General features: G+C 57.4%; 14 protein-coding genes and 1 riboswitch. Of the genes, 6 read left to right on the top strand and 8 right to left on the bottom strand.

Annotated features, from left to right (window positions below; genetic code table 11):
* Positions 1 to 12: 12 nt before the first annotated feature.
* From miaA to AC13CY_RS14170, 5 genes are all read right to left on the bottom strand, one after another.
* The gene (gene miaA / locus AC13CY_RS14150) at positions 13 to 951 is read right to left on the bottom strand and encodes a tRNA (adenosine(37)-N6)-dimethylallyltransferase MiaA (RefSeq protein ID WP_044629094.1); all 939 of its coding nucleotides are present in this window, start codon (positions 949 to 951) and stop codon (positions 13 to 15) included.
* Between the two features lie 33 nt (positions 952 to 984).
* Positions 985 to 2,901, bottom strand: coding sequence for a DNA mismatch repair endonuclease MutL (mutL, locus tag AC13CY_RS14155; RefSeq protein WP_044629093.1), 1,917 nt, complete (start codon positions 2,899 to 2,901; stop codon positions 985 to 987).
* A gap of 74 nt (positions 2,902 to 2,975) precedes the next feature.
* Entirely contained in the window at positions 2,976 to 4,349 is a 1,374-nt protein-coding gene (locus AC13CY_RS14160; protein ID WP_390168792.1) for an N-acetylmuramoyl-L-alanine amidase, read from the bottom strand.
* Between the two features lie 95 nt (positions 4,350 to 4,444).
* Entirely contained in the window at positions 4,445 to 4,942 is a 498-nt protein-coding gene (gene tsaE / locus AC13CY_RS14165) for a tRNA (adenosine(37)-N6)-threonylcarbamoyltransferase complex ATPase subunit type 1 TsaE (protein WP_044629091.1), read from the bottom strand.
* An 11-nt stretch (positions 4,943 to 4,953) separates the two neighbouring features.
* Positions 4,954 to 6,447 carry an NAD(P)H-hydrate dehydratase gene (locus AC13CY_RS14170; RefSeq protein WP_483052669.1) on the bottom strand — a complete coding sequence of 498 codons (1,494 nt, stop codon included), beginning with the start codon at positions 6,445 to 6,447 and terminating at the stop codon, positions 4,954 to 4,956.
* Between the two features lie 129 nt (positions 6,448 to 6,576).
* Here AC13CY_RS14170 and queG point away from each other — a divergent pair, with 129 nt between their 5' ends.
* Positions 6,577 to 7,731 carry a tRNA epoxyqueuosine(34) reductase QueG gene (queG, locus tag AC13CY_RS14175; RefSeq protein WP_483052670.1) on the top strand — a complete coding sequence of 385 codons (1,155 nt, stop codon included), beginning with the start codon at positions 6,577 to 6,579 and terminating at the stop codon, positions 7,729 to 7,731.
* Between the two features lie 3 nt (positions 7,732 to 7,734).
* Here the strand turns inward: queG and orn are convergent, their stop codons facing one another.
* On the bottom strand, positions 7,735 to 8,319 hold the full coding sequence (orn, locus tag AC13CY_RS14180; RefSeq protein ID WP_128082392.1) for an oligoribonuclease: 585 nt from the start codon (positions 8,317 to 8,319) through the stop codon (positions 7,735 to 7,737).
* 146 nt (positions 8,320 to 8,465) lie between these two features.
* Between orn and rsgA the strand changes: the two genes are divergently transcribed.
* From rsgA to asd, 3 genes are all read left to right on the top strand, one after another.
* Positions 8,466 to 9,488, top strand: a complete 1,023-nt coding sequence (rsgA, locus tag AC13CY_RS14185) for a small ribosomal subunit biogenesis GTPase RsgA (RefSeq protein ID WP_058576417.1) — start codon at positions 8,466 to 8,468, stop codon at positions 9,486 to 9,488.
* A 72-nt stretch (positions 9,489 to 9,560) separates the two neighbouring features.
* Positions 9,561 to 10,403, top strand: a complete 843-nt coding sequence (locus AC13CY_RS14190) for a sulfurtransferase (RefSeq protein ID WP_044629088.1) — start codon at positions 9,561 to 9,563, stop codon at positions 10,401 to 10,403.
* 10 nt (positions 10,404 to 10,413) lie between these two features.
* Positions 10,414 to 11,256 (top strand): archaetidylserine decarboxylase, encoded by an 843-nt coding sequence (gene asd / locus AC13CY_RS14195; RefSeq protein ID WP_044629087.1) that lies wholly within the window; start codon positions 10,414 to 10,416, stop codon positions 11,254 to 11,256.
* Positions 11,257 to 11,274: 18 nt separating this feature from the next.
* On the opposite strand, the gene epmA is transcribed toward asd, so the two are convergent.
* Both epmA and efp read right to left on the bottom strand, forming a co-directional pair.
* Positions 11,275 to 12,255 carry an EF-P lysine aminoacylase EpmA gene (gene epmA, locus AC13CY_RS14200; protein WP_483052671.1) on the bottom strand — a complete coding sequence of 327 codons (981 nt, stop codon included), beginning with the start codon at positions 12,253 to 12,255 and terminating at the stop codon, positions 11,275 to 11,277.
* 99 nt (positions 12,256 to 12,354) lie between these two features.
* Entirely contained in the window at positions 12,355 to 12,921 is a 567-nt protein-coding gene (efp, locus tag AC13CY_RS14205; RefSeq protein ID WP_054641005.1) for an elongation factor P, read from the bottom strand.
* Between the two features lie 137 nt (positions 12,922 to 13,058).
* Between efp and epmB the strand changes: the two genes are divergently transcribed.
* Both epmB and AC13CY_RS14215 read left to right on the top strand, forming a co-directional pair.
* Positions 13,059 to 14,081, top strand: coding sequence for an EF-P beta-lysylation protein EpmB (gene epmB, locus AC13CY_RS14210; protein WP_483052672.1), 1,023 nt, complete (start codon positions 13,059 to 13,061; stop codon positions 14,079 to 14,081).
* A gap of 223 nt (positions 14,082 to 14,304) precedes the next feature.
* A riboswitch (guanidine-I (ykkC/yxkD leader) is annotated at positions 14,305 to 14,423 on the top strand.
* Positions 14,424 to 14,480: 57 nt separating this feature from the next.
* Positions 14,481 to 15,563 carry a putative urea ABC transporter substrate-binding protein gene (locus AC13CY_RS14215; protein ID WP_074210442.1) on the top strand — a complete coding sequence of 361 codons (1,083 nt, stop codon included), beginning with the start codon at positions 14,481 to 14,483 and terminating at the stop codon, positions 15,561 to 15,563.
* The last annotated feature ends 58 nt before the right edge of the window (positions 15,564 to 15,621 follow it).

The raw sequence follows: 15,621 nt of genomic DNA on the forward strand, positions 1-15,621 counted from the left end.
CACTATCTTACGCTAAGCACCGCTGTCACGCACGAATTTCAGAAGCTTATCCAATGCGTCTGGCTGCTGCGAGTCTATCCAGTTAAGTGACGGCCAGCTACGCAACCAAGTGAGCTGACGCTTCGCTAGCTGCCGAGTGGCAATGACCCCTCGTGACACCAGCTCGCCCTGATCGTAAGCGCCGTCTAAATATTCCCATACTTGACGGTAGCCAACACTCTTCATCGATGGCAAGCCAAGATGAATATCATTACGCTTTCTGAGGGCGGCCACCTCATCTATCAAGCCCTCACCCAACATTGTTTCAAAACGTTGGGCAATACGTTGATGAAGTATCTTACGATCATTAGGCGCTAGCGCTATCGACAACACCCGCCACGGAAAGGTTTCAGGCTGCTGTTCGGCCCACAGCTCGCTCATGGGTCGACCGCTGGCGTAAAACACTTCCAAAGCCCGCATTAATCGCTGGGGGTCATTAGGATGAATACGCGCCGCCGAAGCCGGGTCCACTTCAGCGAGTGCGCGATGCAAGCCCGCTAAGCCTTCGGCTTGTCGCTTCACTTCAAGCTGTTCACGAATAGCGGCATCCGCAGAAGGCAGGTTCGCGACACCTTCCACTAAGCGTTTAAAGTAAAGCATTGTGCCGCCTACCAGCAGCGGCACTTTCCCAGCCGCGCTGATTTGCCGCATCTCTTGCAGGGCGTCTTCACGAAAATCTGCCGCGGAGTAAGGGTCGGCAGGGTCGCGAATATCAATAAGCCGATGGGGTGCCCGCGCAAGCTCCTCAGCGCTGGGCTTAGCGCTGCCCACATCCATTCCCCGGTAGACCATGGCGGAATCCACGCTGATGAGCTCGTGACCTAACTGCTCGTGGAGCGCTATTGCCGCGTCGGTTTTTCCAGCGGCAGTAGGCCCCATCAAAAATATCGCCCAGGGGCGTGTATCAGCCATCTGTTTACCGCACTCCGTTTATTGTCTTCATCATTACTGGCCACGTAAAAAAAGTCGGTCGAGCGCTTTCATGCTCATTTGCGTCCAAGTAGGACGACCGTGATTGCACTGATCGCTGCGCTCGGTGCGTTCCATATCGCGCAACAGGGCATTCATTTCATCGAGCGTTAAACGACGATTGGCACGCACGCTGCCATGGCACGCCATGGTAGACAGCAACTCATGAATACGCGCCTCTACCTGATGCGTACGGCCAAATCGAGCTAGCTCTTCGAGCATTTCACGCACCAGCGCTTCAGGGTCGGCCTGAGCCAGCAGAGCGGGCAGTTGGCGCACCAGCAGCGTCTCGGGGCCTGCCACATCCAACTCAACGCCTAGCTGAGCAATAGCGTCACGTTCGCTCTCTGCAGTAGCCACTTCGCTGCGACTCGCCGCTAGCGATACGGGCACTAACAGCGGCTGCGTATCGATCCCTTTAGCCGCCGCCAGTTGGTTTTTCATGCGTTCATATACGATCCGCTCATGAGCCGCATGCATATCGACCAACACCAACCCCTGGGCGTTTTGAGCCAGGATATACACGCCATGCAACTGGCCTAACGCAAAGCCCAGCGGCGGTGCCGCGGTGGCATCGTGGGCAGGCATAGCAAGCGGCGCTTCGCGCACTTCGTTAGCAGCCGGGCGCTGGCCGGGCGGGCTTGGTTGAGGCGTTAACAGCGTCTCTTCGTGATCAGGATGGAGCGCCTGATACCCCTGCATAAACCGGCGCACCCGCTCGGCGCCGGGGTGCCGATCCGACCCTTCCGATAGCGGCATGCCCTGCTGCTGCCAGCGCGGCTCAGGCTGCTCTACCTCGGCAGACACTGTGGGCTCAACCACTTCATTGGCTTGAGTGTCTGACGCCGCCGGCTCCTCTTCGGTGGGCTTGGAGGCCGCCAGGCAGTGGTGCAGGCTGGAGTAGAGGAAATCGTGCACCATGCGTCCATCGCGGAAGCGCACTTCATGCTTGGTGGGATGGACGTTAACGTCGACCACATCCGGGTCCAGCTCAAGATAGAGTACAAAAACCGGATGACGACCGTTATACAGCACGTCTCGGTAGGCCTGGCGCACCGCATGCGCCACTAAGCGGTCACGCACGACCCGGCCATTGACGAAGAAGTACTGCTGGTCAGCCTGGGAGCGAGAGTGGGTCGGCAGCCCCACCCAGCCGCTTAACCTAAGGCCACCCGCTTCGCGTTCAATATAACGCGCATGCTCAATAAAATTTTTACCCAGCAGGGAGGCAATACGGCGCTCGCGCGCAGTGGGCATATTGCCCGGCGGCAGCTGGTGCACCACTTTTTGATTGTGCCTCAGTACCCAGGCAATGTCGTAGCGCGACAGCGCTTGACGACGAAACGCCTCTTCCACGTGGGCAAACTCGGTCTTTTCAGTGCGCAAGAACTTGCGCCGCGCTGGCGTATTAAAAAACAGATCGCGCACAGAAACACTGGTGCCTCGGGGGTGCGGCGCGGGCGTTACCCTGGCCTCCATGCCACGGCCCTCCGCCACTACCCGCCACCCCTGGCGGGGGTCTTCATCGGCATTAGAGACTAGCTCTAGGCGCGAGACGGAGCTGATAGATGCTAGTGCCTCGCCGCGGAAACCCAGCGAACTAACGCCTTCTAGATCCTCCAGGCTGCTGATTTTGCTGGTGGCATGGCGGGCCAGCGCCAGGGGCAAGTCCTGCTCGCCAATACCGATACCATCGTCGCGCACTTTAATCAGCCGGGCACCGCCCTGCTCGATCTCTACTTCAATACGCTGGCTGCCCGCATCAATGGCGTTCTCAATCAGCTCTTTTGTCACTGACGAGGGGCGCTCGACCACCTCCCCCGCCGCGATTTGGTTCGCTAAGCGGGGGTCGAGCACATGAATACGGCCAGACAGCGAGTTTAATTCAGTCAACCAACACCTCAGAAGCTAATCATCAAAACGATTTCTTAAGCACCCGTTTCTAGCCCAGACGCTTAAACAACGGCTTAAGAACTGGGGATACGCAGCACCTGACCCACACGGATAACATCGCCATTCAGGTCGTTCGCTTGCTTTAGCTGGCTCACCGGTACGCCGTGGCGAATCGCAATCGCCGATAGCGTATCACCGGACTGAATGCGGTACTCGTTTCCGGTAGGGCTACGCTGATTATCGCGCTGCCACGCCAGCAGGCTCGCTGGGGGCGGGTTACGCTGAAAATGATTGCGCAAGCCACTGAAAATGGCCGTTGCTAGCCCCTGCTGATGCACCGGGTCGCGCAGGCGGCGCTCTTCATCTGGGTTTGAGATAAAGCCCACTTCAATCAGTAGCGAGGGAATATCCGGCGATTTCAGCACCATGAAGCCCGCCTGCTCTACCCGCGATTTATGCAACCGGTTCACGCGCCCAAGTTGTTCAAGCACCTGCCCGCCAATCGAGAGCGAGTCGTTGAGCGTAGCCGTCATGGTGAGATCCAGCAGCACCCCGCGCAATACTTGGTCTTTATCACGCAGCGACAAACTGCCATCGACGCCACCAATCAAGTCGGAGCGGTTCTCGCTATCCGCCAGCCACTGAGCCGTTTCTGACGTTGCCCCCCGCTGTGAAAGCGCATAAACCGAGCTACCCTGGGGCCTTGGACTGGTAAACGCATCGGCATGTACCGATACAAAGAAGTCAGCTTTCTGCTCGCGGGCAAGCTGAGTACGCTGGCGTAAACCCAAATAATAGTCGCCGTCACGAATCAACACAGCCTTGAAGCCTTGGGTTCGATTCACCTCAGCAGCCAGCCGTCGGGCGATATCCAACACCACATCCTTTTCACGAGTACCCGATGGGCCAATCGCACCGGGGTCTTCGCCGCCGTGCCCCGCATCAACAGCAATAATTATGTCACGCTGTGGGTGAGGCTGAGCGGGCTGAACCTCGACGGGAGGCTGCGCGGGCGTAGGTGTAGAAACGTCAGCTTCCACACCGGGCAACTGGGCCTGAGCCGAGCGCTGCGCCAGCATCTCCTGGTCACGAATCATCGCCTCAATAGGGTCGATAGGGTTCTCCACAGCGCTTTCGCCAGGGTACTCCAAATCCACCACGAGACGGTGGCCATACTGATCATTAGGCGGTAGCGTAAAGTGGCGCGGCTCAATATCACGATTCAACTCAAGCACGACCCGCAGGCCACCACCATCCCGCACGCCGGTTCGCACTTCCGCAATCGCACTGCCATCTAGCGGCAGTGTTGATACGTCGGTATTCAGCTGGCTCTCATCAAGATCAATGACTAGGCGCGACGGGTTTTCTAATGAAAACACATTGGCCTCTGCGGCAGCGGTAAGATCAAACACCAAACGAGCATGATCGGGTGCTGCCCAGAGTCGCATGCTCTCAACGGTGGCCGCCTGCAGAGTGGCAGTACCTACCAATAAAACCGCGCAGCCAGTTGCTAACTGACCTATTAAACGAGCCAGTGGGTTTTTCATATACATTGAAGCACACCACACTCCTGTTGCATCCCGACACACTGACGCGCCAGTTGCTCTATGACATCTTCGCCAAGAGAACTACCGGCGTTTAATAGCGCGACGCGTCCAGTTTCAGCAACGCTCAGTTGAATACGCAGATCTGGGGCGGGCAACCAGCCCTCCCCTCGGCTCGGCCACTCAATCAGACATAGCGCATCGTCGGCCAGCACATCGCGTCCACCGATGAACTCCAGCTCTTCCGGGTCTGCTAGGCGATACAAATCAAGGTGATAAATACGTTGATTGCCAAGTTCATAAGGCTCTACCAAGGTGTAGGTGGGGCTTTTCACCGCCCCTTGATAACCGTAGGCCCGCAAAATGCCGCGCGTTAAGGTCGTTTTACCTGCCCCTAAGTCGCCTTCTAAATAAACACGCCCGTGACCTTTTAGCGCTTGACCCAGCGCTTCGCCAAAAGCGACGTGGGCCGCTTCATCGTTCAATTGCACCTGCATGTTGGCCGCCTTCACGGGTTAATTAACACTCGTGCATAGGATGCCAGATCACTTGCTAACAGGCCACGCTCGCCCGCTGCTTTAGCGGCTTCATCCCCCGCTAAAGCGTGTGCCATCACGCCCAGCCATGCGCTCTGCTCCAGGCTATTAAACTGCCCCACCAAAGCGCCTAACATACCGCTTAATATATCTCCCATCCCGCCACTCGCCATGCCTGGATTCCCGTAAGGGCAAACCACCAATCCGCTCGGCCCGGCAATCAGGCTGCCTGCTCCTTTCAATATCACTATACCGCCACGAGCGCGTTGCAATGCACGGGCAGCCTCAGGCCGGTCGGCTTGGACATCAGACACAGAGCACCCCAGCAGCCTTGCTGCTTCACCAGGATGAGGCGTGAGTATCCAGTTATCTCGGCGGAGGTCTGGCCAGCGGCTTGCCAACAGGTTGAGCGCATCGGCATCCACCACCAGCGGTGAAGAAGCCTGAAGCGCGCTTTGCAACATCGCCTGCCCCCAGGACTCTTGCCCAAGCCCTGGCCCAATCACCACCACATCCGCTGAGGCAGGCAAATCTGCCGCATCAGCACCACCACGCACCGCCCGCGCCATGACTTCTGGGCAGCGCACTAGGCTTGCGGTGATATGTTCGTGTGCCGTGGCCAACGTTACCTTACCGGCACCCAAGCGTGCAGCCGCCTGGGAGGCCAGCAGCGCTGCGCCACCAAAGCCCAGCGCTCCGCCCATCACCAGCACATGCCCCAAGCTGCCCTTATGGCTAGTACGAGAACGTGGAGTGAAAGCCTCGCCTAGCAGCGCATCATCCAGCCGCCAAGCGGTAGGTGGAATATCAAAAAATGCCTGGGCTTTGACGCCCAGCGGGCGAAAATCGATATCGCCGGTATACGCCGGGGCATCACCGGTATGCAGACCAATTTTGTCGCCAATAAAGGTTACCGTGCAGGTGGCTTCCACTGCTGTGCCTAACATCGCGCCAGTATCGGCTGAAATGCCCGACGGGATATCCAGCGCCAGCACTGGCTGAGATGCCGTATTCATCGCTTTAATGGCCTGCTTAATGCTGCCTTCGACCTCGCCGGAAAGCCCGGTACCCAGCAACGCATCGACAATGACCTCACCGGCAAGCGTAGTGTGCGGGTGCCACTCTTCAAACCCTACCCCGGCGGCCGTTGCCAGCTCCGCGGCACGGGCAACGTCGCCAGAAAGCGCGTCTCGCGGCTTGAGGGAAAGGCGCTGCACCTTAAGCCCCGACTGCATAGCCAGCGCCGCCAATACATGTCCATCGCCGCCGTTATTACCGCCGCCGCAAAGCACCGTGACACTGCGCGCCTGAGGCCAGCGGGAACGAAAGCTGTGCCAGGCGCTAGAGGCGGCTCGCTGCATTAGGGCAAAGCTCTCTATACCGCCTGCAATGGTGCGCCAATCCAGCTCGCGCACTTGAGACGCCTTATAAAGGGGGCGTAGCGAAGAGGTACTCAACGTAGACACGATTGCTCCTTAATAGGGTACTAAATCAACGCTTAAACACAGCCAGTGTCAGCTTAGGCACGCACGGCATGTTGTGGCAGAGGCTAATGCGTTAGCATAGCGCGCTTAACGCACCACCGTTGACTGACCATGCCAAGTTCCACGACTTTTTCACTGTCTCGCAACCAGCCGTCGCGTGAACACCCGACTCACGAACGGCTATCCGCAGAACAGCTTCGCCAGCTTGCCGCACTGATTAAACAGTGGGGGCGCGAGCTGGGCTTTCAGCAGGTGGGTATCACTGACACTGATCTAAACGACCACGAATCGCACCTCACCAACTGGCTGGGTAAAGGCTACCACGGCGAGATGGGCTTTATGGCGAGGCACGGCACCAAACGCACGCGACCTGACGAACTGGAACCCGGCACCCGCCGCGTCATCAGCGTGCGCATGGACTACCTGCCCGCCGAAGTAGAGAGTGCCAAGGTGCTTGGCCAACCCAACCGTGCCTATGTCTCCCGCTACGCGCTGGGCCGTGATTATCATAAATTAATGCGCAAACGCTTGGCGCAGTTAGCAAAGCACATCGAGCAAGAAGTAGGAAAATTTGGTTTTCGCGCCTTCGTCGACTCCGCCCCGGTGATGGAGCGTGCGCTCGCCCATAAAGCAGGCTTAGGGTGGTTCGGTAAAAACGCCATGTTGCTGAATCCCAAAGCGGGCTCGCTGTTCTTTCTTGGGGAGCTGTATACCGACCTACCGCTGCCTGTCGATGCACCTTTTGCGCAAGAGCATTGCGGCAGCTGTAGCGCTTGCCGCACCGCTTGTCCCACAGGGGCCATCGTGGACGATAAGGTCGTCGATTCGCGCAAGTGCATCTCTTATCTCACCATTGAGCTGCACGGCGCGATTCCCGTGGAGTACCGTCGCGCCATGGGCAATCGCGTGTATGGCTGCGATGACTGTCAGCTCGTTTGCCCGTTCACGCGCTTCACAAAAATCACCCAAGAAGAGGACTTTTCCCCACGCCACGACCTTGACCGCGCATCGCTTATTGCGCTGTTTAGCTGGGGCGAAGAGGAATTTTTGGACAAAACCGCAGGCAGCCCCATTCGCCGCATTGGCTATGAGCGCTGGCTACGTAATCTTGCCGTCGGGTTAGGCAATGCTCCGTGGAGTGATGCCGTCGAGGCAGCGCTGTGGGCACGTCGTGCCTATCCCAGCGCGCTAGTACGCGAACACGTTGCCTGGGCACTCGACGAGCAGCGCCATAAGCGAGATGCGCGTATCGCGACACGCGCATGAGGGCTACTCCTCTTCGTCGCCACCACCTTCAATACGCAAAAACGTGCTGCGGTAATGGGCAAGCTCCGCAATCGACTCCTTGATATCATCCATCGCCAAGTGGGCATTCTGCTTTTTGAAGCCCGCCAGCGCACCGGGGTTCCAGCGCTTCGCCAACTCTTTGACGGTCGAGACATCCAAGTTGCGATAGTGAAAGAACGCCCACAAGTCGGGCATTTCCCGCTCTAAGAAGCGGCGGTCTTGATGAATACTGTTGCCGCACATCGGCGAGGAGCCCGCCACCACGTACTGGCGTAAAAAGTCGAGAGTTTGGCGCTCGGCTTCTTTAGTTTCGATGGTGCTCGCTTTCACCCGCGCCACCAGCCCAGACTCACCGTGAGTTTTCTGGTTCCAATCGTCCATTCCGGCCAAGAGGCTATCGGGCTGTTTGACGGCGATCACTGGGCCTTCTGCCACGACATTCAACTGAGCATCGGTGATGAGTGTCGCCACCTCGATAATGCGCTCCTTATCCGGCTCCAGGCCGGTCATTTCCAAATCAATCCATACCAACAGGTCGCTACGCGGTGCGCCGCTTTGCTCGCTCATTGCATTCATTCCTTGGCCAGTTTCGCCCTGACATCGGCGAATAAAGTAAAAGTGTCGCTTATATTGCGCTAACCCGCACCCCATACAGGACAGTTGACCGCCCTGGTGGGTACAATGACGTCTATTGTAACGATCATCAGGTGGTCATGAGCAAACGTAAATTAAGCCGCCAGCAGCAGTGGCGAGTCGAGAAGATTCAAGCCGAACGCGCCCAGCGCGCTGAAAAGCGCGATTCCAAGGATGCCGAAAAGCTCTCTGCAGGCGAATACGGCCCAGAGCAGCCGGGTCGAGTGATGGCCCACTTTGGCCGTACGCTGGAAGTGCGTGACGCCGACGGCACACCTATACGCTGCCACCTGCGCGCCAACCTTGATGGCTTGGTGACCGGCGACCGAGTGATCTGGCGGGCAGGCCAGGATGGCTCTGGCGTGGTGGTTGCCCGTGAAGAGCGCGACAGTATTTTGAAACGCCCTGACCCACGCGGCCAGCTTAAGCCGGTAGCCGCTAATATTGATCAGCTGCTGATTGTATTCGCCGTCGAGCCTGCACCCCACCCCAACCTGATTGACCGCTATCTGGTAGCCGCTGAAGCTACCGGCATCGCGCCTGTGCTGGTGCTGAATAAAACCGATTTACTGCCAGACGATGGCGGCGAACTCGGTCAGCTGCTGGAGCGCTATCACCAGCTAGGCTATCCGGTGGTACGCACCACCACGGCCAACCCCGAAGGGCTGGATAAGTTGCGCCAGCAGCTCGCGGGCCGCACCTCGGTATTCGTCGGCCAAAGTGGCGTGGGGAAATCATCGCTGATTGACCTACTACTGCCCGACGAAACCCTGCGTATTGGCGCGCTATCGGAAGATTCGCGTAAAGGCACGCACACGACGACCACAGCGCGTCTCTATGCCATGCGCAGCGACGAAGTCAGCAATGGCGAACTTATCGACTCGCCCGGCATTCGCGAGTTTGGCCTGATCCATCTGGACGAGCAGGAAGTGACCGATGGTTTCATCGAGTTCCACCCCTATTTGGGCCTTTGCCGCTTCCGGGACTGCCGCCACCGCAATGAGCCGGGCTGCGCTTTACTGGACGCCGTCGAGGCAGGCAAGATTCATCCAGAGCGTTTCGCCAGCTATCGACGTATTCTCGATAGCTTGAATCCGCAGTGACGAACCTACAATGACCAGGGCAACACCGCCGTTAGCCTCGTTGCAGTTGTCTTAATGTTAAGGGAGCCGGATATGAGCACCGCCAGCCACTCATCAGAACACAATCTATTGCCACTCATCGTGGAGCCGGAGCAGTTACAAGAGCACTTACAGGCGCCTGAACTGCTGATTATCGATGTGCCCGCCAATGGCGAAAGCTACCGTCAGGGCCACGTTCCCGGCGCCATTTATCTGGATTTTCGCTACTTGATGCGCGGCGAAGGCCCAGTGCCCAACGACGTGCCGTCGGTGGAGTTTCTCTCCAAGTTATTCAGCGCGCTGGGATTAACCCGCGACACCCATGTAGTGGCTTACGACGACGAAGGCGGCGGCTGGGCAGCTCGCCTGCTCTGGACACTGGAGCTGATCGGCCACACCCGCTACTCCTATCTAAACGGCGGCATTCACGCCTGGCGCGACGCAGGCCTGGAAGAGAGAACCGAGCCCACCGCGCCAACGCCAAGCGAATACCACGCTGAGATTCTCAACCCTAGTGCCGCCATTACTTGCGATGAGATCAAAGAGAAGCTCAGCAACAAACAGTTTGCCATTTGGGACGCCCGCTCCAAAGCGGAGTACGACGGCGAACGCGGCAACAACAAACACTTGGGACATATTCCTGGTGCAGTGAACATGGATTGGCTAGACGCCATGGATCGCAGCCGGGCGCTGAGAATCCGCGACTACGCCGAGCTCATGACCGAACTTAATGCCCTAGGGCTCACTCCCGATAAGGAAATTGCCACCCACTGCCAAAGCCACCACCGCAGCAGCTTTACTTGGCTTGTAGGTAAAGCGCTAGGCTTTAATATACGCGGCTACGCGGGTTCCTGGGGTGAATGGGGCAACCGCGACGATACACCCATCGAGAAATGAAGATATTACTGTGACCCTCTCCCAAAAAGCCTTTTCACTACTTCAATACCCCTTGCCTCAACACGCGCTGTCGCGCCTGACGGGTAAGTTTGCCCAGTGCGATAACCCCTGGGTGAAAGACACCCTGATTAAAGCGTTTATCAAGCGCTTTAAGGTGGATATGAGCCAGGCGCTGGAGCCAGACCCCACCGCCTACGCCACATTCAACGACTTTTTTACCCGCGCGCTGAAAGCGGATGCTCGCCCACTGGGCGAAGGTCTACTGAGCCCTGCGGATGGCACGCTTTCACAGTTTGGCCGCCTCACCACGGCGGGCAAACTGGTGCAGGCAAAAGGGCATACGTTTTCCGTCCAAACCCTGCTGGGCGGCGACAAAGCGTTAGCTGATGAGTTTTTGAACGGCAGCTTCGCGACGGTTTATCTCTCGCCAAGCGACTACCACCGCGTGCATATGCCAGTGACCGGCACGCTGCGGGAAATGATCTACGTGCCGGGGCGACTCTTTTCGGTCAACCAAGCCACCGCCAACTACGTGCCCGGCTTGTTCGCCCGCAATGAGCGTTTGGTGTGCATCTTTGATACCGAGCACGGCCCTATGGCGATGGTGCTGGTCGGCGCCATGATTGTAGCCGCCATTGAAACCGTCTGGTCTGGGCAAGTAACACCGCTGTCGGGCCACCCTCAGCGCATGCGCTTCGGGCAGCCGATTGTGCTGGAGAAAGGTGCTGAGATGGGCCGCTTCAAGCTCGGCTCCACCGTCGTGTTGTGTTTCGCTAAACCCGTGGTGTTTGGCAACCACGCGCTAGGGGCAACAGTGCAAATGGGGCAGAGCCTCGCTACCCCAACGCCCTGAGCCAGGCTGGCCGCGTTGTTAGCAGTTAGCCGTCGAAAACGCCAAGACCTCTTCCAGGCGCGTTTTACCCAGCGCTAATTGGATCAAACGATCCAGCCCCAGCGCCACGCCGGAAGAGGCTGACAGCCCCTGTTCTAGCGCTGCCAGTAGATGAGCATCGACATCTACTTCAGGTAGCCCCAACCGGCGACGCTCGGCATTATCTGCATCGAAACGCTGGCGCTGCTCCTCGGCATCGGTCAACTCATCGTAGCCATTGGCGAGCTCGATACCGTTCAGGTATAGCTCAAAGCGAGAGGCCACCCATTCGCCATCGGCATCCTGATGACGTCGCGCCAGCGCCGCTTGGCTCGCAGGATAGTCAACGACTACGCTAAGCTCCTGTTGCCCCAAGGTTGGCTCGATAACCATTCCCATGAGCAGATCCAGGCAAGTATCGCGCCCCTCCTCGGCTAGCGCTTGGGCCGACATATTGCCCCGCTCTGCTGCTAGCGACCGCAGCGTGACCAGCGACGTGGTGAACGGGTCTACCTCCAAGTGGCGATGAAAGAGTTCGCGATAACGGTAGTACACCACCGGGCCAGGTGACTGGGGCAATACGTGCTCCACCAGCGCCGTTGTCTCCTCTATCAACTGCGCCAGCGTGAAACCAGGGCGGTACCACTCCAGCATGGTGAATTCGATATTGTGCCGAGCCCCCACTTCGCCATCACGAAAGCTTTTTGCCAGCTGAAAAATGGGGCCGCTGTCGGCCGCCAGCAGTCGCTTCATATGAAACTCAGGCGAGGTTTGCAGCCATAGCTTGCGCTGACCTTTATCGGTGCGGGCAAGCGACGATAGCGACACTAGATGCACGTCGGTGCTGCCCCCTTGGCCGAGCACTGGCGTCTCCACCTCCCATATGCCCCGAGCAGCAAAAAAGGCGCGCACCGTCGCGATCAAACGTGCGCGCTCGCGCAAGGTGCCCATCGTTGCCGTTGGCTGCCAGTTCAGTGTCATTCCCTTCTCCCTAACAACATAAAGCCACGCAACAGTATCGCGTGGCTTTATGAACGAAACGCTTAAGCGACTATGTCTGCCGCTTTTATCATCGCGCGGTTAAGCGCGTGATACGTACTCACCAGAACGGGTGTCGATTTTCAGCACTTCACCCTGATTGATGAACAGCGGTACGCGAACCACAGCACCCGAAGATAGCGTAGCAGGCTTAGAACCACCCTGCGCCGTATCGCCTTTTAGGCCTGGGTCAGTCTCTACGACTTCCAGCTCGATGAAATTAGGCGGCGTTACGGAAATGGCCTTATCGTTCCACAAGGTAAGAATGTAAGGTACCTGCTCTTTTAGCCACTTGACGGTATCACCCAGCGCTTTTTTCTCTACCGCATACTGCTCAAACGAGCCGTCGGTCTTCATGAAGTACCACATATCACCGTCGGTATAGAGGTACTCCATTTCCAGATCCATGACGTCAGCGCCTTCTAAAGAGTCGCCAGACTTGAAGGTTTTCTCACCCACACGGCCTGTCATCAGGTTGCGCAGCTTCACGCGGTTGAACGCCTGGCCTTTACCCGGCTTCACCAGCTCGTTCTCAACGATCGAACAGGGGTCGCCGTCGAGCATTACTTTCAAACCTGCTTTGAATTCGTTGGTAGAATAGTTCGCCATAATGCCTCTCAATGGTCTGTTTCAATTGTCTATGTCGTACGTGCGGCGATCTGCCAGCCACTTACGTTACCGTCAGTTGCGTCATTGCGAATAGCAACGCCGCTAAGTGCGCGCATGATAACCCGAAGGAGGGCTTTTTGCAGGAGAACATCATTATCGCTGGTCACCACGCCCATGCCCAGGTTTCAACCTCCTGGCAGCAGCAGCTTTCTCATGCGATTCGTGATCCCGACACGCTCTGCCAACGCCTTGGTTTAGACGCCCAATGGCTGCCCGAAGTGCAGGCCGGACATCGTCTGTTCGATATTTGCGTGCCCGACGCTTACCTTGCCCGCATTAAGCCCAACGACCCTAATGACCCGCTGTTGCGTCAAGTGCTGCCTATAGGCGATGAAACACTGGCCTCACCGGGCTACGTCACAGACCCGTTAGAGGAAGCCGACCACCGCCCCGTCAAAGGGCTGATCCATAAATATGCAAACCGGGTACTTCTGATAGCAAGCCCAGCCTGCGCAATCAACTGCCGCTACTGCTTTCGCCGCCATTTTCCTTATAGCGAGAACTCGCCTTCCCGCGCCCAGTGGCAGGAAGCGCTGGACTACCTACGTGCCGACACCTCGATTCACGAAGCCATCCTATCAGGAGGCGACCCCCTTGCCGCCAGCGACCGGCAGCTGGCGTGGCTGGTTGAACAGCTAGAGAGCATTCCTCACCTAAAACGGCTGCGCATTCACACCCGCTTGCCCGTGGTCATTCCCGACCGTGTGGATGAAGGCCTGCTGAGCTGGTTAGGCAGCACCCGCTTACAAAAAGTCGTCGTGCTGCATATCAACCACGCCAATGAGATCGACCAAGCCGTGGTGGATGCCTGCACGCGCTTAAAACAGGCAGGCGTCACGCTGCTAAACCAGAGCGTTCTATTACGGGACATTAACGACAACGTGCCTACCCTCGCAGCCCTCTCGGAACGGCTGTTTGAAGCAGGCGTGCTGCCCTACTACCTCCACGTACTCGACCCAGTTCAGGGCGCCGCGCACTTTGACGTGCCTGACAAAGAGGCGCAAGCGCTCATTCAAGTGCTACTGGAACACCTGCCCGGCTTTCTCATGCCCAGGCTGGTGCGGGAAGTACCGGGCAAGATGAGCAAGACGCCTTTGTGATCCTCCCCTGCCATTGGCCTCTTTGTTTCATTGCGGTGCGTAGCGCACCGCTCTACGCACTACGATAATGCATTACTCTATCATCAGCTTCTTAGAGTTAACTATAAAACCTCTATAACCTATTAAAATTAATGATTTTTATAGATGACGGCCAATATTTTGCTGTGTAGTTAAGTGTTACACATGGGGTATTGGCTGCCTTCGCTGCCACACAATCGAGTTTCCAATAGATCGCTAGGGTTCCGACGCCATCAACGATATGCCCCTGATGGACGTGGCTGGTCCGAGAGCAATCGACCTTGCAAGCGCAAGGTTACACGGCGGGATAAAAGCCCGGGAGGATAAGGCACAGTGATGCGCCGATGCCCCTGAGTTTTTTCTTAGCCGCTGGAGGCTCTCATGACCCGTTCCAATCGCTCTGCCCTCAAAAGCCTGTCCCTAGCTCCGCTGACCGCGGCGCTACTAGCATCATCCTTGACGATGACGATCACACCTACCCAAGCGCAAGAACGCAGCGACTTTAGCGTCTGCTGGTCGATTTATGCCGGCTGGATGCCCTGGTCCTATGCCGACGTAGAAGGCGTGGTCAATAAGTGGGCCGACGAATACGGCATTAGTATCGATGTCGTGCAGGTGAATGATTACGTGGAATCCATCAATCAGTTCACTTCTGGCAACGTCGATGGGTGTGCCATGACCAACATGGATGCTCTAACGATTCCATCGGTCAGCGGCGTCGACTCCACCGCACTGATTATCAACGATTACTCCAACGGCAATGATGGCATCGTGCTGAAAGGCAGCGATGACCTAGCCGATATTGCGGGCCGTCAGGTCAATCTCGTTCAATTCAGCGTCTCTCACTACTTTCTGGCCCGTGCTCTCGAAAGCGTTGGCTTGACTGAACGCGATATCGAAACGGTGAATACGTCCGATGCGGATATCGTCGGCCTGTTCGCGAGCGACACCACAGAAGCCGTCGCTGCCTGGAACCCCCAGTTAGGTGCCATCGAGGATATGGCGGATAGCAACGTGGTGTACACCTCAGCTGAGATCCCCGGCGAGATACTCGACATGATGGTCGTAAATACGCAAACCTTGGCGGATAACCCGGCACTGGGTCATGCCCTGGTAGGCGCTTGGTATGAAGTGATGGGACTCATCGAGGCAGATGATGAAAATGCGCTTGGCATCATGGCAGATGCCGCTGGCACTGATATTGACGGTTATCGTCAGCAACTTGCCGCCACCTACCTCTACACCGACCCCGCCGAAGCCATCGCGCTCATGGAAAGCCCAGAGCTGCTCAACACCATGCAGCGAGTGGCTGAATTCAGCTTCCAGCACGGCCTACTAGGCGACATGGCACCAAACGCAGAAGTCGTCGGCATTGAGACACCCAGTGGCGTCTTCGGAGACGAGAGCAACGTGCAACTGCGCTTCGACCCCAGCTTTACCCAAGCTTACCTCGACGCTCAGTAACTAGCCCATGGGAGTAGCCACGGCTGCTCCCTCTGCTTTTATCTTCGATGGACATCCG

This window comes from Vreelandella sp. L-15 (assembly GCF_056857635.1).